The following is a 20,104-nucleotide window of genomic DNA, read 5'->3' as shown; positions in this document are numbered from 1 at the left end:
ACCACACCGCGGAGGGGGCGGCGCCCGATGGCCGATCTTTCACCCCATCCGTGGCATGCTCGGTGCCCAGTCCACCCGGAACCTCCGCCATGCGCCTGTTCACCCGTGTCCTGCCCCTGATGCTGCTGGCCTCCCTGCTGTCCGGCTGCGGCTACAACGCCATCCAGCAGAAGGATGAGGCGGTCAAGGCCAGCTGGTCCGAAGTGCTCAACCAGTACAAGCGGCGCGCCGACCTGGTGCCCAACCTGGTGCAGACGGTGAAGGGCTTTGCCAGCCAGGAAGAGCGCGTGCTGACCGAAGTCACCAACGCCCGCTCGCGTGTCGGCCAGATCAACGTCAACGCCGATGACGAAGCCTCGCTCAAGCAGTTCCAGCAGGCCCAGGGCGAACTGGGTAGCGCGCTGTCGCGGCTGCTGGTGGTCACCGAGAACTACCCGGTGCTGAAGTCGGACCAGAACTTCCGCGACCTGCAGGCCCAGCTGGAAGGCACTGAAAACCGCATCACCGTCGCCCGTGGCCGCTACATCCAGCAGGTGCAGGACTACAACACCTATATCCGCTCGTTCCCGCAGGTGATCACCGCCAAGATCTTCGGCTACAAGACCAAGCCGAACTTCACCGTGGAAAACGAAGCGCAGATCTCCAACGCGCCGGCGGTCGATTTCGGCAGCGCGCCGCAGCAGCAGCCGGCACCGCAGCCGGGCCACTGACCCATGCGCCTGGCCACTGCGCTGCTGGCCCTGCTGCTATGGCTGCCGCTGGCATCGCACGCCCAGCAGCTGGCGCCGGTTCCGGCGCTGGATTCGCCGGTGGTCGACACCACCGGCACGCTGGATGCCTCGCAGAAGCAGGTGCTGGTACAGCAGGCGCTTGACCTTCAGCAGCGCAAGGGCAGCCAGCTGCAGGTGCTGGTGGTACCCACCACCCAGCCGGAAGACATCGCCCAGTACACCACGCGGGTCTTCGACCAGTGGCAGATCGGCCGCAAGGGCGTGGATGACGGGGTGCTGCTGGTGGTGGCCAAGGACGACCGGCGCGTGCGCATCGAGCCGGGCTACGGCCTGGAAGGCGCGATTCCCGATGCCATCGCCAACCGGGTCATCCAGGAGTACCTGGTGCCACGCTTCCGCAGTGGCGACTACGCCGGGGGCATCACCGATGCCACCGCGGTGCTGGTCAAGCTGATCGATGGCGAAACGCTGCCCGCACCGGTCAGTGGCCATCGTGGGCGCGAGCCGGGTGGCGGCGGCGATACCTGGTTTCTAGCGCTGTTCATCGGTGTATTCGCCGGCAGCATCCTGCGCGGCGTGTTTTCGCGCGTGCCACGCCCGCTGCGTGGCCTGCTCGGCGGTGCCGGCGCAGCCGTGGCGGCGTTCCTGTTCACCTCCACCCTGCTGGCCAGTGGCCTGGCAGGCGTGGTCGGCCTGATCGTGGCGATGCTCTCCGGGCATCCGGGGCGCTTCGCCGGTGGCGGAGGCTGGGGCGGTGGCAGCTGGGGCGGCGGGGGCGGTTTTGGCGGAGGCGGTGGATTCGGCGGCGGAGGCGGCTGGGGCGGCGGCGGTGGCCGTTCCGGTGGCGGTGGTGCTTCGGGAGGCTGGTGATGATCCAACGTCTGTTCCGCCATGTATGTTCGCCGTCGGTACGTCGCGCGTTCCCGCCAGCCACGCTGCAGGCGATCACCGAGGCCATCGCCGCCGGTGAGCAGCGCCACGGCGGTCAGGTGATGTTCGCTGTGGAGGCCGATCTGCCTCTGTCCGCGTTGTGGCACAAGGTCACCCCGAGGCAGGCCGCCGAGCATGCCTTCGCACGCCTGCGCACCTGGGATACCGCCCACAACAACGGCGTGCTGATCTACCTGCTGCTGGCCGACCATGCCATCGAGATCGTCGCCGACCGCGGCCTGCACGGCCGGGTCAGCCCGGCGCAGTGGCAGCGGGTCTGCACCCATCTGCGCGAGGGCCTGCGTGGTTCCAATCCGGTGGAAGCGCTGCAGGATGCCATCGACGAGGTTTCCAGCCTGATCGAAGGGCACTTCCCGGCCTCGACGCGGTCGAACGATGACGCGTTGCCGAACTCGCCCCAGCTTCTTGGTTGAGCCGGGGCGGCACTGGCCCGAGAATAGGCGTTCAACCGCAAGGCACCTTCCATGATCTATTTCCACGACATCGACCCCATCGCCCTCTCGCTGGGGCCGATCAAGGTGCATTGGTACGGCATCATGTACCTGCTGGGCTTCACCGCTGCCTGGCTGCTGGGACGCACGCGCATCGCCGCCGGTCGCCTGCCGGGCGTCGACGCCAACGGCTTCTCCGACCTGCTGTTCTACGCCATGCTCGGCGTGGTGCTGGGCGGGCGCATCGGCTACATGCTGTTCTACGCGCTGGGCGATTTCCTGCACAACCCGCTGCTGCTGTTCAAGGTATGGGATGGCGGCATGAGCTTCCACGGCGGCCTGCTGGGCGTGCTGGGCGCCTGCTGGTGGTGGTCGCGCAAGCACCGCCTGCACTTCTTCGACACCATGGATTTCATGGCGCCGCTGGTGCCGCTGGGCCTGGGTTTTGGTCGCATCGGCAACTTCATCGGCGCCGAGCTGTGGGGCAAGTACACCGACGGCACGTGGGGCGTGGTGTTCCCGTCGGGCCTGCCGGCGCCGCTGAACCAGCTGGACCACGCGACCCTGCAGGCGCAGTTCGCCACCGGCGCGCTGAACCAGTTCGCGCGCCATCCGTCGCAGTTGTATGAAGCCTTCCTGGAAGGCCTGGTGATGTTCGTGGTGCTGTGGGCCGTGTCGGCCAAGCCGCGCCACCGTTACCTGGTGGGCGGCCTGTTCGCGCTGATGTACGGCCTGTTCCGCTTCGCGGTGGAGTTCGTGCGCATGCCCGACAACGGCGTCTACGTGGCCTTCGACTGGCTGACCCGTGGCCAGATCCTCAGCCTGCCGCTGATCGCCTTCGGCCTGGTGCTGCTGGTGATGTCGCGCCGCGCACCGGTGCTGCAGCCGCAACCGGTGATGGCTGCGGAGGGCAAGGCATGAAGGCCTACCTGGATCTGCTTGCGCATGTGCTGGAACATGGCGCGGAGAAGAGTGATCGTACCGGCACAGGCACCCGCAGCGTGTTCGGCTGGCAGATGCGCTTCGACCTCAACAAAGGCTTCCCGCTGGTCACCACCAAGAAGCTGCACCTGCGCTCGATCATCCACGAGCTGCTGTGGTTCCTGAAGGGTGATACCAACATCGGCTACCTGAAGGACAACCAGGTACGTATCTGGGACGAGTGGGCCGATGAGAACGGCGACCTCGGCCCGGTCTACGGCAAGCAGTGGCGCAGCTGGGCCACCGCCGATGGCCGCGAGATCGACCAGATGCAGTGGCTGGTGGACGAGATCAAGCGCAACCCCGATTCGCGCCGGCTGGTGGTCAGCGCCTGGAACGTGGGCGAGCTTTCGCAGATGGCGCTGATGCCGTGCCACAACCTGTTCCAGTTCTACGTGGTGGACGGCAAGCTCAGCTGCCAGCTCTACCAGCGCAGCGGCGACATCTTCCTCGGCGTGCCGTTCAACATCGCCAGCTATGCGCTGCTGACCCACATGGTGGCGCAGGCCACCGGCCTGGGAGTGGGCGACTTCGTGCACACGCTGGGTGACGCGCACCTGTACTCGAACCACTTCGAGCAGGCCCGCGAGCAGCTGGCGCGCGAACCGCGCGCGCTGCCCAAGCTGTGGTTGAACCCGGAGGTGACCGACCTGTTCGGCTTCCAGTTCGACGACATCCGCATCGACGGTTACGATCCGCACCCGGCCATCAAGGCGCCGGTGGCGGTGTGAGTGCCATGAAGCTGTCGATGATCGTGGCGCTGGACCGCAACCGTGGCATCGGCCAGGGCAATGCCATGCCCTGGCACCTGCCGGATGATTTCAAGCACTTCAAGGCGCTCACCCTGGGCAAGCCGATCCTGATGGGGCGCAAGACGGCCGAGTCGATCGGCCGCGTGCTGCCGGGACGGACCAACCTGGTGCTGACCCGCAGCGGCCAGGTGCCGTTCGAGGGCATGCATGCGGTGGCGTCGCTGGACGAGGCCAAGGCGATTGCCGAAGGCGAGGGCGCCAGCGAGCTGTGCATCATCGGCGGCGGCGAGATCTTCCACCAGCTGCTGGACCAAGCCAGCGACCTGTACCTGACCTGGGTCGATGCCGAAGTGCGTGCCGATACCCATTTCCCCGAAGTCGACATGCAGGACTGGCGGGAAGTCAGCAGCGAGCCGCACCCGGCCGACGAACGCCACGTCTACGCGTTCCGCTTCGTGCATTACGTGCGCCGCTGATCGCGCAAATACCAACGAAAACACCGACGGGGATATCGACGGGGTAGAGTCGACTGTTAGTCGACTGCTCTCGGCGGTCACCCGAAAAACCCGCGCTGCGCGCGATAGTCCACTGACAGTCGACTCTACCTGGGCTGTCGCTACGGCATCCGGTAATGCCCGATGATGGCGTGCTGAAACCGCGGGTCCTCTTCGCGCGTGCTGCGCCCAGCGGCGAAGACGCGCAACGGCTGCGATGGACCGTGGGCGGTGCTTCCACCGCCGGTGGTGGCCGGGCCCGGAGTGGGCAGCGGCACCCGTCCATGGTGCCGGGAACGATCAGGTCACGCCTGCGGCGGGGCCCCGTTGTTGCCAGGGCCTGCGGAGCCGCCCCCACCGCCGCCACGGCGACGACGACGGCGCGGGCCACGGTTGCCCGGGTTGGCGGCCGCGGCGTTGGCCCCGCCCGCGTCTCTGCCCTGCGCCGATGCAGCCGGGCGCTCGCGTGCTGGTCGCGCTGGCGTGCGTGCGTTGGGCACGGGTGCGGGGACATCGCGGCCCGGCACCTGCACCACGCGCAGTTCGTCGGTATCGAGCTGGATCGCGGTCAGCTTGCCGCCCCAGACTGCGCCGGTGTCGATGGCATGCACGCCCTGGGTGATGGTCAGGCCCAGCGCCGACCAGTGGCCGCAGACGATCTTCAGGTCGCGCTCGACCCGGCCGGGCACTTCGAACCAAGGGTACAGTCCCTGTTCCTGCGTGCCCGGCGTGCCCTTGTCCTCGATGCCGATGCGCCCGCGCGGGGTGCAGTAGCGCATACGGGTGAGCACATTGATGATCGCCCGTGAACGGTCGTAGCCGGACAGGTTCGGCGCCCAGCTCGGCTTGTCGCCGTACATGTTGCGGAACAGCTTGCGGTAGCCGGCACCGTGCAGTTGCGCCTCGACCTCGGCGGCATGCTTTTCGGCCATCTGCGTGGTCCACTTCGGCGCCAGGCCGGCGTGCACCATCATCCAGCCCAGCTCGCGGTCCACGTGCACCAGCTTCTGCAGGCGCAGCCAGTCCAGCAGTTCGTCGCGGTCCTCGGCCTGCACGATGCGCAGCAGGTCCGGGTTGACCTTGCGCTGTTCCTCTTCGGTGCGTGCACCGACGGCCAGCAGCGAAAGGTCATGGTTGCCCAGCACCACCACGCTGTGCCCGCGCAGCGAATGCACCAGCCGCAGCGTTTCCAGCGACTGGCCACCGCGGTTGACCAGGTCGCCGCAGAACCACAGGGTGTCCTGCGCCGGGTCGAAGCGGATCTTCTCCAGCAGCCGCTGGGTGACGTCATAGCAGCCCTGCAGGTCGCCGATCGCCCACACACTCATCGTCCGGCCTCCGTGTCAGTGCAGGGTACGCGGGATGGCCAGCACGAAAGGTGCGACCGGCGCGGCAAATTCGGTGCCGTCGTCGGCGACCATGTCGTAGTGGCCCTGCATGGTCCCGTGATCGGTCCCCAGCATGACACCGGACGTGTAATGGAAGTCTTCACCGGGACGCAGGCGTGGCTGCTCGCCGATCACCCCGTCGCCATCGACATGCTCGACGCGGCCGTTGGCATCGGTGATGCGCCAGTGGCGTGCGACCAGGCGCGCGGCAACACGCCCTTGGTTGTGGATGCGGATCGTGTAGGCGAACGCATAGCGTCCGTCTTCCGGCGCGGATTGATCGTCGAGGAAGCGCGGTGCGACTTCGACGGAAATGGCGTAAACGTCAGCGTCTTCCATACCGGCAGTGTAATCAGGAGGCATTGGCCAAAGCGATGAATTCAGCCACATCCAGCTGTTCGGCGCGGGCATCGGGGCGCACGCCGGCGACGACGAACTGCTCGGCCGTCACGACGTTGTTGAGCGCATTGCGCAGGGTCTTGCGGCGCTGCCCGAAGGCGGCCTTGACCACCTCGGCGAAACGGGCGTGGTCGTTGATGTTGATCGCGGCCGGGTCACGCGGCACCAGCCGTACCACGGCCGAATCGACCTTCGGCGGCGGCCGGAACGCGCCCGGCGGCACCACGAACAGCGAGGTCACCTGGCAATAGGCCTGCAGCATCACGCTGAGGCGGCCGTACACCTTGCTGCCGGGGCCGGCGGCCATGCGGTCGACCACTTCCTTCTGCAGCATGAAGTGCATGTCGCGGATCACCGCGGCATGTTCCAGTGCATGGAACAGGATCGGCGAGGAGATGTTGTAGGGCAGGTTGCCGACCAGGCGGATCGGCTGGCCGGCAGCCAGCTCGGTGAAGTCCACGCGCAGCACGTCGCGGTGGACGATGGTCAGCTCGCCCAGCGGCTCGGCGGCGGCGGTCAGCGGCGCAATCAGGTCGCGGTCGAACTCGATCACCGTCAGTTTCGGATGCACGCGCAGCAGCGGCAGGGTGATCGCGCCCTGGCCGGGACCGATCTCGACCAGGCGATCGCCTTCTTTCGGGTTGACCGCCATCACGATCTTGTCGATGTAGTGGCGATCGGCCAGGAAATGCTGGCCAAGCTGCTTCTTGGCCGGTGCGGTGAACACCGGGCCGGAGGGGGAATGCGGGGAATTCATGCGCTCAGTGTACGTTGCCGCGCAAGCTGCGCACACAGCGTCGTTGCCGCCTGCAGGCTGGAAGGATCGGCAATGCCGCGGCCGGCCAGGTCCAGCGCGGTGCCATGGTCTACCGCCACGCGCGGGTAGGGCAGGCCCAGGGTCAGGTTCACCGCCTGCTCGAAACCGGAGTACTTCAGCACCGGCAGCCCCTGGTCGTGGTACATCGCCAGCACGGTGTCGAAACCGGCCAGCTTGGCCGGCAGGAACGCGGTATCGGCCGGCAGCGGCCCGACCAGGTCCATGCCCTCCGCGCGCAGGCGCTGCAGCAGCGGGATGACCAGGTCCAGTTCCTCGCGGCCCAGATGGCCGTCTTCGCCGGCGTGCGGGTTCAGGCCGAGCACGGCGATGCGTGGCGCGGGCAGGCCGAACTCGCGGCACAGCGCGGCGTGCACGGTGCGAAGGGTGTGTTCCAGGCTGGGCGCGGTGATCGCATCGGCCACCTCGCGCAGCGGCAGGTGGGTGGTGGCCAGGGCCACGCGCACGATGGGGTTGGCCAGCATCATCACCACCTTCACCCCGGCCTGGTCGGCCAGCAGTTCGGTGGTGCCACTGTAGGCGATGCCGCCTTCGTTGATGACCGCCTTGTGCACCGGGCCGGTGACCACGCCGTGCAGTTCGCCGGACAGGCAGGCCTGGCCGGCAGCGAGCAGGGCGCCGATGACGGCCCCGGCATTGGCCGGGTCGGCCTGGCCGAAGTGGCTGGGCATGGCATTGGCCACCGCGCGCACACGCAGGTCGCCCGGGGCGCGGGCTTCGGCGTCCTCGGGCAGCAGCTGCAGGGGCAGGTTCAGCGCGACGGCGGCCGCGCGCAGGGTATCCGGGTCGGCGAAGGCCAGCAGCCGGCAATCTTCACGCGGCTGCTGGACGAGGCGGACACACAGCTCCGGGCCGATCCCGGCGGGCTCGCCCGGTACCAGAGCGAGCTCGGGGCGCATCGGTCAGGACTGCGGCGGCGTGGCGGTATTTTCCGCGCGGTCCCCGCTGCGGAAGCTGACATAGGCTTCGCCACGCAGTTCCTGCAGGAAGCGGTTGTACTCGTCTTCCAGCTTGCGGCGGCCGATGGTCTCGCGGATCTGGGCGCGCTGGTTGTCGTTGGTTACGTCGGTCTGGCGGGTGGCCACGCGCTGCACGATGTGCCAACCGGCATCGGTGCGGAACGGCTGGCTGACGCCGCCGTCCTGGATGCCGGCCACCTGCTGGCCGAACGCCGGACCGAACGCGTCGACCGGGAACCAGCCCAGATCGCCGCCCTGGCCCTTGCTGTTGTTGTCCTCGGAGGATTCCTTGGCCACGGTTTCGAAATCCGCGCCGCCGGCGATGCGGGCGCGCAGGGTATCGATCTTGGCCTTGGCGGCAGCGTCGGTCTGGTGATCGTCCACGCGCACCAGGATGTGGCGGCCGTGGTATTCGGTGACCGTGTGCGCGCCACCGCTGGCGGCGCTGGCATCACGCACTTCCACCAGCTTCAGCAACTGGAAGCCGCTGGGGCCGCGGATCGGGCCGACCACTTCGCCCGGCTTCATCTTTTCCATCAGCTGGGCAAAGGCCTGCGGGATTTCATCCAGGCTGCGCCAGCCCAGATCGCCGCCTTCCAGCGCGTTCGGGCTGTCCGAATAACGCACGGCGGCAGCGTTGAAGTCCAGCTCACCCTTGTCCAGCAGGGCCTTCACGCCCTCGGCCTTCTTCTGGCCGGTGGCGATCTGGTCGGCGTTGGAGCCGTCGGGCAGGGCGATCAGGATGTGTGCCAGGTGGTACTGGTTGCCCACCGTGGCCTGCTGCTTCAGCGCGGCGTCCACTTCACCCTCGCTGACGCTGATGCGGCTCTGCGCGAAGCTCTGGCGCAGGCGCTGCACAGTGATTTCATCGCGCACTGAAGCACGGAAATCGTTGAAATCGATGCCGTCGTGGGCCAGGCGCTGGCGCAGTGCATCCAGGTCCGAGCCGTTCTGCTGGGCGATGGCATTCATCGCCTGGTTCAGCTCCTGGTCGCTGACGCGGATGCCGCTGCCTTGGGCGCGGGCGACCTGCAGCTTGACCAGCACCAGTCGCTCGAGCACCTGGCGGCTGAGCACGTCTTCCGGCGGCAGCTGGTTTTCACGGCCCGCGTACTGCGCCTTGATGTTGGCGATCGCACGCTGGAGCTCGCTCTGCAGGATCACGTCCTCGTCGACGACGGCGGCAATGCGGTCCAACGGCTGCGCCTCCTGCGCGAGCACCTGCAGGGGGGCGGACACGCTGGACACCGCCAGCAGGGAGGCGAGAAGAACGGGGAAGCGCTTGGTCATGGGATCTGATTCGGATCGTAGTCATCGCGGGTCACCCCGGTGTTGCTGGGCGGCACGAGATAGAGGTCGTCGCGGTTGTAGCCGAGGATAGCACGGCGCAGGGTGCGGTCCGTGTCCTGGCCGATGGAGCTCAGGCCCTTCAGGACGAACTCCACCTGGATGGAATTGTTCATCTCGCCCTCGCGATTGCGGACGTAGCGGCGGCCGACCACGCGCACGGCCAGGCAGCAGCTGTCCCACTGCACGCCGCCGATGATTTCCAGCGGCTCCTTGTCCTGCAGCGAGTAGTAATAGCGACCGACCAGGCTCCAGCGCGCATTCAGCGGGTACAGGAACGACAGGTCAGCCTGCTCCAGCAGGGTGCGGTCATGCTTGTTGGCCGTCGCCGGGGCGCCGGCGTTGATGCGGTAGCGGTAGCTCAGGTTGATCACGCCATCGTTGGGCATCAGGTAGCGGGCGCGGACGCTGGCCAGATCCTCGCGCTTGTACTTCGGGTCCCACTGGTAGGTGGCGCCCAGGGTCCAGCGGTCGTTGATCATGTAGTTGCCGTCGGCGATCCACGCCGACTTGCCCTTCTCTACCGGCGCGCCGCCCGGCGTGACGGTCACCCGCGACTCGTCGAAGTACTGGATCTGGCCGATCGAGGCCGAGAACCGCTCCTTGCCGGTGGTCTGGTCGATGAAACGGGTACTCAGTGCCAGGGTCAGCTGGTTGGCATCGTTCTGGCGGTCGGCGCCGGTGTAGCGCGAATCGCGGAACAGCTGGCCCCAGCTGAAGGTGAAGTCACGGGTGTCGAAGATCGGCAGTTCGTCCTGGTTGCGGTACGGCGTGCGCAGGTAGAACAGGCGCGGCTCCAGCGTCTGCAGGAAGGACTTGCCGCGGATGCTGGTCTCGCGGTCGAAGAACAGGCCGGCGTCGATGCTGCCGATCGGCAGGCTGCGGCTGGGCGAGGTGTTGCCGCGCAGCTGTTCCGGGGTGGCGGTGGTCGGGTCGATGCCCTGCGAGCGCAGAATCTGGCCCCGGATGCCATTCACGCCGTCGACCAGGCCGCGATCGAGCTGGTAGGCCGTATACCGATACGCCAGGGTCGGCGTGATGTACCAGGCCGCGCCGCTGATGGGGAACGACACGTACGGCTTCACGTCCAAGCGCGAACCACCGCTCACACCGATTCCGGATCTCTGTTGGACGCCATTGCGCGTGTACTGCAGGTCCGGACCGGCATCGGCGCCGTACTTGAAGTTGATGTCGTCGTGGGTGAAGCGCACGGCCTCGGCGTAAATGCCGGTTTCCAGCCTCGGCAGGATCGGCTTGTCCCAGTTGAAATACAGGCGCGGCTGGCGGTTGTAGGGCAGCGCGCTCTCGTTGAGGGTGTAGTCGGTCAGTTGCCAGCGGTCGGCCATGATCCCGGCCGTCCAGTTCTGGCCGGTGCCGTACAGGCCAATGGTGCTCTGCAGGTTGGAGGCGGTCACGCCCACCAGGCGGTTGGCGAAGTCCTCGACATAGCGCTCGTCGCTCACCCAGGCCAGGTTGGCGCGGGCCTGCCAGTGGCTGTTCACGTTGTGGTAGCCGTCGAACATCACCCGGCCGCGGTCGCGGTCACGCAGCCTGTCGCTGGGCATGTAGCTGGTCAGCACCTCGCCACGGCCGCCGTTGTAGAGGTAGCGGAACTCGTTGTCGAGCAGCAGGCCGCGCCGGCTCATGTAGCGCGGGGTCAACGTGTCGTCGTAGTTCGGCGCCAGATTGAAGTAGATCGGCTGCGCGTAGTCGAAACCGTTGCGGCCGGACATGCCCAGCTGCGGGAACAGCAGGCCGGTCTTGCGGCGGTCATCGATCGGGAACTTGAAGTACGGCGCCCACAGCACCGGCACCTTGCCGATCCGCAGCACGGCGTTGCGGGCGGTGCCGAAGCCCTCGTCGTTGTCCACTTCGATCTGCGGCGCCGACAGCTTCCACACCGGCTGTGACGGGTCGCAGGTGGTGTAGGTGGAGCGGTGCATCTGGCCGACCGCGCCCTGCAGGTCGACCGACTCGGCATCGCCGTTGCCGCGGCGCGACACCAGCTGGTACTTGATGTCGGTGATCTTGTGGGTGTCGCTTTCCTGGTTGCCTTCGGCGCGCTTGGCGACCATCCGGATCGACCCGTCCTGGTAGCGGACATTGCCGTCGGCGATGTAGTTGCCGGTCTCGGTGTCGAAACTGAGCTTGTCGGTACCGACGAACTGGTCGCCCCGGCGCAGCGCCACGTTGCCCTCGTACTGCGGCACGGTGGTGGTACCCAGCAGCTGGTCGCCTTCGATGTCGGTCGGCTGGTTCTCGCGGGCGGCCGCAGCGGCAGCCTTGTCCTGGCCCGGGACCGGCGTGGGGGCGTCGGTGAACGCGGGAATGACGTCGGTGGCCGGGCACAGGCCCCAGTTGAGCGGCTTATCATCAGCCATTGCCGGAAGGCTGATGGCGATGCTCAGAGGCAGGGGAAGCAGGCGGAGGGCTCGGCGCACGCGGTTCGGATTCGGGCGAAAACGGACGGTAGCTTGCCCCATCCCTTGCATAGGGGCAATGAAGGACGCCGGAGCCTGCCGGTTCGGGTTCATCCGGCGGAGGTGCCGGCGGATGTCGTAAGCAGGGCCTGGACATGGGCCACGCTGCACTCGGCCAGGGCCTGCAGGTCATAGCCGCCCTCCAGCATCGACACCACCCGGCCAGCCGCGTGGCGGCGTGCCAGCGCGTGCAGCTCACCGGTGATCCAGGCGAAATCGTCGGTCTCCAGCATCAGGTCCGCCTGTGGATCACGCAGGTGGGCATCGAAGCCGGCCGAGATCAGCAGCAGCTGCGGGCGGAAGTCGTCGATGGCCGGCAGCATTTCGTCGGCCCAGACGTTGCGGAAGCGGAAGCCGCCGCTTCCCGGCGGCAGCAGGATGTTCATCAGGTTGCCGGCACCGCGGTCGCGGCGCAGGCCGGAATTGGGGAACAGCCCGGCCTGGTGGGTGCTGTAGTACGAAACCCGGGCGTCATGCTGGAAGATGTCCTGGGTGCCATTGCCGTGGTGCACGTCGAAATCGACCACCGCGATCCGTTCCAGGCCATGGCGGTCGCGGGCATGGGCGGCGGCGATGGCGATGTTGTTCAGCAGGCAGAAGCCCATGGCGGTGCTGCTGGTGGCGTGGTGGCCCGGTGGGCGTACCGCGCAGAAGGCCAGAGGGTCCTCGCCCAGCATCACCGCATCGACTGCGGCGACGCCGGCACCGGCGGCGTGCACGGCGGCGCTGGCCGAGCCCGGCGAGGTCCAGGTGTCCATGTCCAGCTGGCGCAGCGGTGCGGTCTGCGGCTGCAGCACGAAGTCGAGCAGGGCGCTGTCGTGGACCCGGGTCAGTTCGCCGAACTTTGCCGGCGGTGCCTCGCGCCAGTCCAGCTGGCCGGGGAAGGCGGTGTGCAGCGCGTCCAGCACCTGCTGCAGCCGTTGCGGGCATTCGGGATGGCCGGGACCGGGGTCATGCAGCAGGCAGGACGGGTGGGAATAGACCAGCATCGCCGACTCAGCGCTGGCGCTGCCGTGGCTGCCACAGCGCTTCGCCATGGCCGTCGGCGCGGGCCAGCACCCGGGCCAGCACGAACAGCAGGTCCGACAGCCGGTTGAGGTATTGCAGCGCCTCGCTGCGGACGGCCTCGTGGCGGGCCAGGGTGACCGTCTCGCGCTCGGCGCGGCGGACGATGGTGCGGGCCAGATGGCAGCGCGCGGCAGCTTCGCCGCCGGCCGGCAGGATGAATTCCTTCAGCATCGGGAGGTTGGCGTTGTAATGGTCCAGCTGCTGCTCCAAGGCCGAGACGTCGGCGGCATGGATCGCGGCGTGGCCGGGAATGCACAGCTCGGCGCCCAGATCGAACAGCTGGTGCTGCAGATGCACCACCAGCGCGCGTACATCCTCGGGCAGGGGCGCGGCCAGCAGCAGGCCGAGCGCGGCGTTGGCCTCGTCGACGGTACCGAAGGACGCCACGCGGGCGTCATCCTTGGCCACGCGTTGGCCGTCGCCAAGGCCGGTACTGCCGTCGTCGCCGGTGCGGGTGTAAATGCGCGAGAGGCGATGACCCATGGCGCGCGGCTCAGTGGCGGATGTCGCGGCGGGCCTGCTGGAGCTTCAACACCTGCTCCACGGCCAGCTGCAGGGCAGCGGCCAGCGCCACATAGATCGCCGTAGTGCGCAGGTAGGGCCCGAACCACTGCGCGTAGTTCTGTGCCCAGCCGGCCAGGGTCGGCTCGGCCACGTTACGGCTGGTCCAGTAGAAACCGCCCTGCGCCAGCAGGTGGCAGACCGCCACCGAGGCCACCAGCAGCAACGCACCCTTGGCCAGCACCGGCCAGCGTGCGCCCTGGTAATTGCGGCCCAGCAGCATGCCGCCGGCCCACAACGAGAAGTAGGCCGGCAGCAGCAGCCAGTAACCCGGCGACACGCAGTAGTGCTGCCAGAAATCCAGTCCGCTGCTGCGGATCACGATCCAGTCCACCAGCACCGCGAATACCATCAGCAGCGGAAACGCCCAGCGTGTCCACGTGGCCAGATAGAAGCCACCGATGAAGAACACCGCCCAGGAGGCATCGGGGATCGCCGCGAAGTGGTTGACCCGGGTCGCCGCCAGCAACAGCACGAGGACGGACAGGACGAAGGCGCGGTTGGCGGTGGCGGACATGGCAGCGGGCCCGGAGCGGATTCAGGTTTCATTCTAGCCCGCCGCGCCGGTTGGCGCAGGCGCCGCCCGTTCGGCGTACAGTCGGGACGAGCGCGTATCATGAACACATGAGTGAACGACATGACGTGCTGATTGTCGGTGGTGGCCTGGTGGGTGCCAGCCTGGCCATCGCCCTGGACCGGCTGGGCCGCGACGTGGGCCTGCTCGAGGCCAGCCCGGCCGGCGGGCTGCCTGCGGTGTTCGACCAGCGCAATCTCAGTTTCGCCGCTGCCACCGTCAACGCCCTGACCGCGCTGGGGGTGATGCAGAAGCTGGCGATGGCCCCGGGCCCGATACGTCGCATCCATGTCAGCCGTGCCGGCGATTTCGGCCGCGTGCAGCTCGAAGCGGCCGATTACGACCGGCCCTGGTTCGGCCAGGTGGTGGTCGCGCGCGATTTCGGCCAGGCGCTGGAAGCGCGCCTGCAGGAACTGCCGCGGCTGCGGCGTTACCGGCCGACGCGGTTCCTGGGCCTGGGCGAGGTGGTCGGCGGCTACCGCCAGGTGCGGGTGGCCGACGACGCTGGCGAGCGCGTATTGTTGGCACAACTGGTGATCGGTGCCGATGGCACCACCAGTGGAGTGCGCGACGCGCTGGGCATCGAGGTCGATCGCCACGATTTCCAGCAGACCCTGTTCGTCGCCCGGGTGCGCAGCCAGCGCGCACCGGATGGCACCGCCTGGGAGCGGTTCACCGATACCGGCCCGACTGCGCTGCTGCCGCGTGGCGATCGTCACTTCGGCACCGTGCACGGCGTTGCGCGCGACCAGGCCGATGCGGTGATGGCGCTGGACGATGCGGCCTGGCTGCAACGCCTGCAGGACGCGATCGGCTGGCGCGCAGGCCGGCTGCTCGAATCCGGCCCGCGCAGTGCTTATCCGCTCATCCAGGTGCTGGCGCGCGCGCTGGCCGGAGAGCGCGCGGTGCTGCTTGGCAATGCCGCGCAGACCATCCATCCGCTGGGTGCGCAGGGCTTCAACCTGGGCCTGCGCGATGCGCTGACCCTGGCCGAACTGCTGGAGAATGCGCATGAGGATGCCGGCAGTGATGCATTGCTGCAGGCCTATGTTGCACGCCGCGAGGAAGACCGCCGGCAGACGGTGGCGTTCTCCGGCGGCCTGGCACGGCTGACCAGCAACCCGGCGCCACTGATGCGGCCGCTGCGCAGCCTCGGTCTGGTGGCCGCACAACGCGCCTCGGTGCAGTCGATGCTGGTCGGTGGTGCGATGGGCTTCCGTGGCGAAGTACCGCGGCTGTGCCGTGGAGAAACCGCATGAGCCGCCGCGCGCGCCTGGATGTGGCCATCGTCGGCGGTGGCGTGGTCGGTGCCGCGTGCGCGCTGGCGCTGGCCGATGCCGGCCTGTCGGTGGCGTTGGTGGAAGGTCGTGAGCCCGCGCCGTGGCAGGTTGCGCAGCCGGACCTGCGCGTGTTCGCCTTTGCCGCCGACAACGTGCAGCTGTTGAACCGCCTCGGCGTGTGGCCGGCGATCGCCCAGGCCCGTGCCTGGCCCTACCGGCGCATGCAGGTGTGGGATGCGGCCGGTGGCGAAGATCTGCTGTTCGATGCCGATCGCTTCGGCCGTCGTGAACTGGGCTACATCGTCGAGAACGGCCTGCTGCAGGACCGCCTGTGGGCGGCGTTGCCGGCGGCGGGCGTGCAGCTGCATTGCCCGGCACGGGTGGACGCGCTGGAGCAGGACGAGGACGGCGTGCGCCTGCGCCTGGATGACGGTCGTCGCCTGGAAGCGGCGTTGGCGGTAGCCGCCGACGGCGCCGAATCGACCCTGCGCCAACTGGCCGGGATCGAGGTTGAAAAGCATGACTACCACCAGCGTGGCGTGGTGGCCTACGTGGACAGCGATCTTCCCAACCAGGCCACGGCCTGGCAGCGTTTCCTGCCGAGCGGACCGCTGGCGCTGCTGCCGGTGGCCGAGCGCCGCAGCTCGATCGTCTGGACCCTGCCCGAGGACGAGGCGGCTCGCGTGCTGGCGTTGGACGAGGACAGCTTCAACCGCGAACTGACCCGCGCCTTCGCGGCGCGCCTGGGTGAGCTGCGACTGGCATCACCGCGTGCAGCATTCCCGCTGCGCCGCCAGCTGGCCCGTCACTACGTCGCCGGCCGCGTGCTGGCGCTGGGCGATGCCGCGCATGTGGTGCACCCGCTGGCCGGGCAGGGCGTGAACCTGGGGTTGCGCGATGTCGCTGCCCTGCAGCAGTGGCTGGCGCCGTCGGCCGAGCGCCGCGGCCAGCCGCGGCTGTCGCCGCAGCGCCTGCAGCGCTGGGCACGCGAACGGCGCAGCGACAACCACATCGCCGCCTACAGCTTCGATGCTATCAACCGCCTGTTTTCCAACGACGAAATGCACCTGACCCTGGCCCGCGGCCGCGCGCTGGGCTGCGTCGGCAAATGGCCGCCGCTGGTGCAGGCATTCTGGAAGCGCGCCGCCGGGGTGTAGCAGAATGCAAACCGCTCTGGTGGGTGCCCGACGTCAGTAGATCCACGCCATGCGTGGATGAAGATCGCGCTGGATCAAAAAAGGGGACGGAGGGGATTAAGTCGTTTGTGCCACAAACGACTTAATCCCCTCCGTCCCCTTTTTCAGTCGACCAGCCAGCCGGCCAGGTCTGCACGATCCAGCTTGCCGCGACGCTTCACGTCCAACGCATTGAACTCATCGGCCAGCGCCGGATTCGCCTGCGCTTCCTCGCGGCTGATGAAACCATCGCCGTTCACATCCAGCGCAGCGAAGTGGATGCGGTACTGGCCAACCACGCTGCTTGGTTCCAGCGAGCGCACGGTCACCTGTGCCTCGCCGGCCTGCTGCGGAATCTCGACGCTGCCGCTGACCCGGCCCGCATCCAGCGGTTGCTGGCGGATCGCGCCGCCGGTGGGGCCCAGCGGCTGGCTCTGCGCAGGGGTGTGCGGCAGCTGCTGGGCAATGGCAGGTGCGGCTGCCAGCAGGGTGATCAACATGGCGAGCGAGTGGTATCGCATGGTTCCCTTCCTCGGTAGCGCCGGGCCCATGCCCGGCGGGCATGTTCCTCAGCGCAGCGGCGAGGCCAATACCGTGATCTCCTCACGGTCGTGATAGAGCTGCTTGGCGCGTACCACCAGCGGCGTGCCGGCCTGGTCCTGGAACAGGTCCAGGCACAGGCGGGTTTCGTCCCAGCGCTTCTTCATCGGCAGCTTCAGATTGAAGATGGCGTGCCTGCACCACCCTTCGCGGAACCAGGTGGCCATGCGTTCGGCCACGCGGCGCGGCTGCTCGACCATGTCGCAGACCATCCAGTCCAGCGGCTGTTCGGGGTGCCAGTGGAAACCATCGGCGCGCAGGTGCTCGACCAGGCCGGTGTCCAGCACATGCTGGCGCAACGGGCCGTTGTCGATGCTCAGAACGTGCATGTGCTGGCGTGTCAGCACCCAGGTCCAGCCGCCGGGGGCGGCGCCCAGGTCGGCCGCACGCATGCCGGGTTTGGCCAGCGCTTCACGCTCCTCCGGCATCAGCAGGGTCAGCAGGGCTTCGTCCAGCTTCAGCGCCGAACGCGAAGGCGCTTCGGGCAGCAGCTTCAGGCGCGGGATGCCCAGTGCCCACGGCGCGCTGTCGGCCGGGTCGGCCACGCAGACGAAGGCATGGGTGCCGTCGACGAACACCACGTGCAGGCGCGGCAGGCGGTTGTTCGGCTTGTCAGTCAGCTTGCCGGCCTTGCGCAGCGCCGGGCGCAGCGCGTTGCCAAAGGCTCGCGCCAGCCCGGACAGCGGCTTGCCAGCGTCCGAATCGGGGTGCTCCACCCATAGGTCGCCGAAGCGCGGCGCATCGGCCAGCACCTCCAGCATCGGGGTGATGCGATCGCTCGGGTCCAGCTGCGGCAGCTCGGCCAGCACGACCAGCTTCTGCCGCGCGAAGATCAGCTCGCGCCAGCGCAGGCGCGGCGCCAGCGCGGCGGCTTCGTCGCACATGAAAAGCACGTAGCCGTCATTGCGCTGGGTACGCGCATAACCTGCGAAACCGGCTTCACCGGCGCGGAACTGCAGCTCGCCGGCCAGCTCGGGCTCGAAGCCCTGCCGGCACAGGCACAGCAGGCCGATGCCGGTCTCAGTAACGGGCGCCATCGCTTTCCCCATAGGCGCGCAGCACGCTGCGCGCGGCGTCGCGGTTCAGGCCCTGTACCACTTCGATGCCACGCTTGTTGAGTTCGCCCACCCAGTCGGCCGGCAGCGGGCCTTCGTCGAACGGCGTCAGTTCCTCGACGTCGGCCGCACTGGCACCGATCAGCAGCCGGTCGATGCCGGCCCAGACGGTGGCGCCGTAGCACTGGCAGCAGGGCTGCGAGCTGGTGGCCAGGGTGACCGGCGACAGCACCGCGTTCAGGCGCGGGGTCTGCAGGCGCTGCTGGGCCAGCATGTAGGCCATGTTCTCGGCGTGCGCCAGCGAGGTTGCGTGCGGCATCACCCGGTTCACGCCGGCGGCGATCACCTTGTCATCCGGACCGAACACCACGGCGCCGAACGGGCCGCCGCTGGCGTGCTCGACGTTCAGCCGCGACAGCTCGATCGCCAGCGCGACCTTGGCCTCGTCGCCAGGATATCGACGATCCAGGTCGATCTGGTCGTGGATCCAGGCGGGAAGGGTCAGGTGGACTTGCGCGTACAGCATCGCGGGGGTGCCTCGTAGGATGGAAGAAGGTGCGGTTGCTTGGGAAACCGGCCCGCAGTGTAGCCGCACCGGCCTGTACCGGGTGTGGCGGTGGATCAGCCCGGCGAGCCAGTGCGGATCACCACGTACTGCTTGCGGAACTCCAGCCCGGCCCGTGGCCAGCTGGCCGCGTAGGCGCGCAGCAGCGGCAGGGCGGCAGCGAAGTCGTGACCGTTGACCCGGCAATCGGCCTCGCACAGGCCGTCGGCATCGCGCGAGGCGAACAGGCGGATGGCGAGGAATTGGCGGGCTTTCAGCAGCTCGTCGAAGGCGTCCATGCTGCGGGTGAACAGGCAGCAGGGGCAGGAGCCATGATCGTCTTCGCTGCAGGTGGAGGCATCCACTTCCTGTGCACGGTAGTGCGCCAACGGCCCCAGCACCACGGTGCGCTCGTGTTCCTCGCCATTATCACCGGCCGGATAGGTCAGGCCCATCATCGGCAGGCCCTGTGCGTCTCGGGCGCCGATCGCGGTCTGCAGGGTCACCAGGTCCACCCGGGCCCAGGCCTGGAAGCCGGACAGCAGCGATGCCTGCTCATCGGCACCATTTGCGTGCTGGTACTCGAACAGGCCATCGGCGAACAACTGCGGATGCTGGCTTTCAATGACGGTGGAGGTCTGCCAACCACCGTTGTCGCGCGCGTGTGCGGCCATTGCATGCGGGGTCAGGCGCAGGCCGCTGTCCAGCAGCAGCGCGTTGCCGTCGACGCGGCTGGCGGTGCCGGCGTCCTGAAGGACCTGCTGCAGCAGCGGGAGGAGGGCAGCGGAGGTCGTGGTCATGTCAGGCCTGTCGGTGGATGGGGTGGAACATCCAGGCAGGGCCTGGAAAATCTAATGGTCGAGCACGTCGAGCTCGGCGCGATATCGCTGCGCGTCGGATTGCTGCTGCGGATCGTTGCCGTGATCGCGCAGCCAGGTTTCCAGCTCGCGGCGATAGTCCGCGCGGAACTCGGCATTGCCCGGGCTGAAATGCAGCTTGCGTGCCGCCACCTCCACCCGCTCGCGCGCGCTGGCCCGGGCCTGGGCGACGCCGTGCGGGGATTCATTGGTGAGGATGACGAAGTTGCGTGGGAAGCCCGGCGTGTACTTGACCACGAACGGCTGGTCGCGCGCCGGGATGCGGATGGCGTTTTCCAGCGGCCACAGCGAGGCGGTGTTGGTGTGGAACACCACGTCCACATCGCGGCCCTCGGCGGTACGCAGCACCCCTTCGTAGCGCCAGATGTACTGTTCGTTGAGCGTGGAGCTGGTCCGCTCGGCCTTGACGATCACCGCTTCACCGCGCTCGCCCACCATGTTGAGGAAGGTGGCGTTGAGGAAGTGGCCGAGGAACATGTTGAGCATCGCCAGCGGGAACACCACGATGGCGTAGCCCGGAAAGCGCCGCCACCACGAGACCAGCCCGGCCAGCACCATCGCTGCAAAGAACGTCAGCAGCGGATGCTGCGAGATGAACCAGAGCAGGACGGAAAGGGCGGT

The 20,104-nt window shown here is 68.0% G+C and carries 21 protein-coding genes and 1 pseudogene; 8 read left to right on the top strand and 14 right to left on the bottom strand.

Annotated elements, in window-relative coordinates:
- Positions 1–89 precede the first annotated feature (89 nt).
- Genes N5C25_RS17120 through N5C25_RS17095 form a run of 6 tightly spaced genes read left to right on the top strand, consistent with a single transcriptional unit; the run spans position 90 to position 4,322 of the window.
- On the top strand, positions 90–710 hold the full coding sequence (locus N5C25_RS17120; protein WP_012479189.1) for a LemA family protein: 621 nt from the start codon (positions 90–92) through the stop codon (positions 708–710).
- A 3-nt stretch (positions 711–713) separates the two neighbouring features.
- The gene (locus tag N5C25_RS17115) at positions 714–1,601 is read left to right on the top strand and encodes a TPM domain-containing protein (RefSeq protein WP_251102845.1); all 888 of its coding nucleotides are present in this window, start codon (positions 714–716) and stop codon (positions 1,599–1,601) included.
- A complete protein-coding gene (locus tag N5C25_RS17110; RefSeq protein ID WP_019661113.1) occupies positions 1,601–2,095 on the top strand; it encodes a TPM domain-containing protein in 495 nt (164 codons plus the stop codon). The genes N5C25_RS17115 and N5C25_RS17110 overlap by 1 nt, the downstream gene beginning before the upstream one ends.
- 51 nt (positions 2,096–2,146) lie before the next feature.
- Positions 2,147–3,034: a prolipoprotein diacylglyceryl transferase gene (lgt, locus tag N5C25_RS17105; RefSeq protein ID WP_058980389.1), complete on the top strand. Its 888-nt coding sequence runs from the start codon at positions 2,147–2,149 to the stop codon at positions 3,032–3,034.
- Positions 3,031–3,825, top strand: a complete 795-nt coding sequence (locus N5C25_RS17100) for a thymidylate synthase (RefSeq protein ID WP_058980388.1) — start codon at positions 3,031–3,033, stop codon at positions 3,823–3,825. The genes lgt and N5C25_RS17100 overlap by 4 nt, the downstream gene beginning before the upstream one ends.
- A 5-nt stretch (positions 3,826–3,830) precedes the next feature.
- The gene (locus N5C25_RS17095) at positions 3,831–4,322 is read left to right on the top strand and encodes a dihydrofolate reductase (protein ID WP_058980387.1); all 492 of its coding nucleotides are present in this window, start codon (positions 3,831–3,833) and stop codon (positions 4,320–4,322) included.
- A 323-nt stretch (positions 4,323–4,645) separates the two neighbouring features.
- Here N5C25_RS17095 and N5C25_RS17090 read toward each other — a convergent pair whose 3' ends face one another.
- From N5C25_RS17090 to N5C25_RS17050, 9 genes and pseudogenes are all read right to left on the bottom strand, one after another.
- Positions 4,646–5,668 (bottom strand): symmetrical bis(5'-nucleosyl)-tetraphosphatase, encoded by a 1,023-nt coding sequence (locus N5C25_RS17090; RefSeq protein ID WP_058980386.1) that lies wholly within the window; start codon positions 5,666–5,668, stop codon positions 4,646–4,648.
- Between the two features lie 15 nt (positions 5,669–5,683).
- On the bottom strand, positions 5,684–6,067 hold the full coding sequence (gene apaG, locus N5C25_RS17085) for a Co2+/Mg2+ efflux protein ApaG (RefSeq protein WP_005412297.1): 384 nt from the start codon (positions 6,065–6,067) through the stop codon (positions 5,684–5,686).
- A gap of 13 nt (positions 6,068–6,080) precedes the next feature.
- Positions 6,081–6,884, bottom strand: a complete 804-nt coding sequence (gene rsmA, locus N5C25_RS17080) for a 16S rRNA (adenine(1518)-N(6)/adenine(1519)-N(6))-dimethyltransferase RsmA (RefSeq protein ID WP_058980385.1) — start codon at positions 6,882–6,884, stop codon at positions 6,081–6,083.
- A complete protein-coding gene (gene pdxA / locus N5C25_RS17075) occupies positions 6,881–7,861 on the bottom strand; it encodes a 4-hydroxythreonine-4-phosphate dehydrogenase PdxA (protein ID WP_019661120.1) in 981 nt (326 codons plus the stop codon). The genes rsmA and pdxA overlap by 4 nt, the downstream gene beginning before the upstream one ends.
- Positions 7,862–7,879: 18 nt before the next feature.
- Positions 7,880–9,211: pseudogene (locus N5C25_RS17070) on the bottom strand (peptidylprolyl isomerase); the annotation flags it as partial.
- Positions 9,208–11,802, bottom strand: coding sequence for an LPS-assembly protein LptD (lptD, locus tag N5C25_RS17065; RefSeq protein WP_279937394.1), 2,595 nt, complete (start codon positions 11,800–11,802; stop codon positions 9,208–9,210). The pseudogene N5C25_RS17070 and the gene lptD, both read right to left, overlap by 4 nt.
- Positions 11,799–12,737 (bottom strand): histone deacetylase family protein, encoded by a 939-nt coding sequence (locus tag N5C25_RS17060; RefSeq protein WP_279937398.1) that lies wholly within the window; start codon positions 12,735–12,737, stop codon positions 11,799–11,801. The genes lptD and N5C25_RS17060 overlap by 4 nt, the downstream gene beginning before the upstream one ends.
- Before the next feature lie 7 nt (positions 12,738–12,744).
- Positions 12,745–13,299: a cob(I)yrinic acid a,c-diamide adenosyltransferase gene (locus N5C25_RS17055; protein ID WP_279937392.1), complete on the bottom strand. Its 555-nt coding sequence runs from the start codon at positions 13,297–13,299 to the stop codon at positions 12,745–12,747.
- A gap of 10 nt (positions 13,300–13,309) precedes the next feature.
- On the bottom strand, positions 13,310–13,894 hold the full coding sequence (locus tag N5C25_RS17050) for a hypothetical protein (RefSeq protein ID WP_251102850.1): 585 nt from the start codon (positions 13,892–13,894) through the stop codon (positions 13,310–13,312).
- A gap of 107 nt (positions 13,895–14,001) precedes the next feature.
- Between N5C25_RS17050 and ubiH the strand changes: the two genes are divergently transcribed.
- Both ubiH and N5C25_RS17040 read left to right on the top strand, forming a co-directional pair.
- Entirely contained in the window at positions 14,002–15,210 is a 1,209-nt protein-coding gene (ubiH, locus tag N5C25_RS17045) for a 2-octaprenyl-6-methoxyphenyl hydroxylase (protein WP_058980382.1), read from the top strand.
- Positions 15,207–16,388, top strand: a complete 1,182-nt coding sequence (locus tag N5C25_RS17040; protein WP_251102851.1) for a UbiH/UbiF family hydroxylase — start codon at positions 15,207–15,209, stop codon at positions 16,386–16,388. Before ubiH ends, N5C25_RS17040 begins: the two co-directional genes overlap by 4 nt.
- Before the next feature lie 143 nt (positions 16,389–16,531).
- Here the strand turns inward: N5C25_RS17040 and N5C25_RS17035 are convergent, their stop codons facing one another.
- From N5C25_RS17035 to N5C25_RS17015, 5 genes are all read right to left on the bottom strand, one after another.
- Positions 16,532–16,927, bottom strand: coding sequence for a hypothetical protein (locus N5C25_RS17035; protein WP_058980380.1), 396 nt, complete (start codon positions 16,925–16,927; stop codon positions 16,532–16,534).
- A 48-nt stretch (positions 16,928–16,975) separates the two neighbouring features.
- Positions 16,976–18,043, bottom strand: coding sequence for a 23S rRNA (cytidine(2498)-2'-O)-methyltransferase RlmM (rlmM, locus tag N5C25_RS17030; RefSeq protein WP_058980379.1), 1,068 nt, complete (start codon positions 18,041–18,043; stop codon positions 16,976–16,978).
- Entirely contained in the window at positions 18,027–18,587 is a 561-nt protein-coding gene (locus N5C25_RS17025; RefSeq protein WP_005415358.1) for a nucleoside deaminase, read from the bottom strand. The genes rlmM and N5C25_RS17025 overlap by 17 nt, the downstream gene beginning before the upstream one ends.
- A gap of 95 nt (positions 18,588–18,682) precedes the next feature.
- Positions 18,683–19,405, bottom strand: a complete 723-nt coding sequence (locus N5C25_RS17020) for a DUF6348 family protein (RefSeq protein ID WP_251102852.1) — start codon at positions 19,403–19,405, stop codon at positions 18,683–18,685.
- A 51-nt stretch (positions 19,406–19,456) separates the two neighbouring features.
- Positions 19,457–20,104, bottom strand: a 648-nt coding sequence (locus N5C25_RS17015; protein WP_279937388.1) for a hypothetical protein, incomplete at its 5' end; no start/stop codon positions are given.

Source organism: Stenotrophomonas sp. GD03958 (assembly GCF_029839005.1).
GTDB classification, from domain to species: domain Bacteria; phylum Pseudomonadota; class Gammaproteobacteria; order Xanthomonadales; family Xanthomonadaceae; genus Stenotrophomonas; species Stenotrophomonas hibiscicola.
The sequence above is the reverse complement of the archived record's forward strand: the minus strand, read 5'-3'. Positions and strand labels throughout refer to the sequence as shown.

Bases quoted from the DNA above. Each gene is read 5' to 3' on its own strand.
- N5C25_RS17120 (WP_012479189.1), top strand. From the start codon at position 90: ATGCGCCTGTTCACCCGTGTCCTGCCCCTGATGCTGCTGGCCTCCCTG.
- N5C25_RS17115 (WP_251102845.1), top strand. From the start codon at position 714: ATGCGCCTGGCCACTGCGCTGCTGGCCCTGCTGCTATGGCTGCCGCTG.
- N5C25_RS17110 (WP_019661113.1), top strand. From the start codon at position 1,601: ATGATCCAACGTCTGTTCCGCCATGTATGTTCGCCGTCGGTACGTCGC.
- lgt (WP_058980389.1), top strand. From the start codon at position 2,147: ATGATCTATTTCCACGACATCGACCCCATCGCCCTCTCGCTGGGGCCG.
- N5C25_RS17100 (WP_058980388.1), top strand. From the start codon at position 3,031: ATGAAGGCCTACCTGGATCTGCTTGCGCATGTGCTGGAACATGGCGCG.
- N5C25_RS17095 (WP_058980387.1), top strand. From the start codon at position 3,831: ATGAAGCTGTCGATGATCGTGGCGCTGGACCGCAACCGTGGCATCGGC.
- N5C25_RS17090 (WP_058980386.1), bottom strand. From the start codon at position 5,668: ATGAGTGTGTGGGCGATCGGCGACCTGCAGGGCTGCTATGACGTCACC.
- apaG (WP_005412297.1), bottom strand. From the start codon at position 6,067: ATGGAAGACGCTGACGTTTACGCCATTTCCGTCGAAGTCGCACCGCGC.
- rsmA (WP_058980385.1), bottom strand. From the start codon at position 6,884: ATGAATTCCCCGCATTCCCCCTCCGGCCCGGTGTTCACCGCACCGGCC.
- pdxA (WP_019661120.1), bottom strand. From the start codon at position 7,861: ATGCGCCCCGAGCTCGCTCTGGTACCGGGCGAGCCCGCCGGGATCGGC.
- lptD (WP_279937394.1), bottom strand. From the start codon at position 11,802: ATGAACCCGAACCGGCAGGCTCCGGCGTCCTTCATTGCCCCTATGCAA.
- N5C25_RS17060 (WP_279937398.1), bottom strand. From the start codon at position 12,737: ATGCTGGTCTATTCCCACCCGTCCTGCCTGCTGCATGACCCCGGTCCC.
- N5C25_RS17055 (WP_279937392.1), bottom strand. From the start codon at position 13,299: ATGGGTCATCGCCTCTCGCGCATTTACACCCGCACCGGCGACGACGGC.
- N5C25_RS17050 (WP_251102850.1), bottom strand. From the start codon at position 13,894: ATGTCCGCCACCGCCAACCGCGCCTTCGTCCTGTCCGTCCTCGTGCTG.
- ubiH (WP_058980382.1), top strand. From the start codon at position 14,002: ATGAGTGAACGACATGACGTGCTGATTGTCGGTGGTGGCCTGGTGGGT.
- N5C25_RS17040 (WP_251102851.1), top strand. From the start codon at position 15,207: ATGAGCCGCCGCGCGCGCCTGGATGTGGCCATCGTCGGCGGTGGCGTG.
- N5C25_RS17035 (WP_058980380.1), bottom strand. From the start codon at position 16,927: ATGCGATACCACTCGCTCGCCATGTTGATCACCCTGCTGGCAGCCGCA.
- rlmM (WP_058980379.1), bottom strand. From the start codon at position 18,043: ATGGCGCCCGTTACTGAGACCGGCATCGGCCTGCTGTGCCTGTGCCGG.
- N5C25_RS17025 (WP_005415358.1), bottom strand. From the start codon at position 18,587: ATGCTGTACGCGCAAGTCCACCTGACCCTTCCCGCCTGGATCCACGAC.
- N5C25_RS17020 (WP_251102852.1), bottom strand. From the start codon at position 19,405: ATGACCACGACCTCCGCTGCCCTCCTCCCGCTGCTGCAGCAGGTCCTT.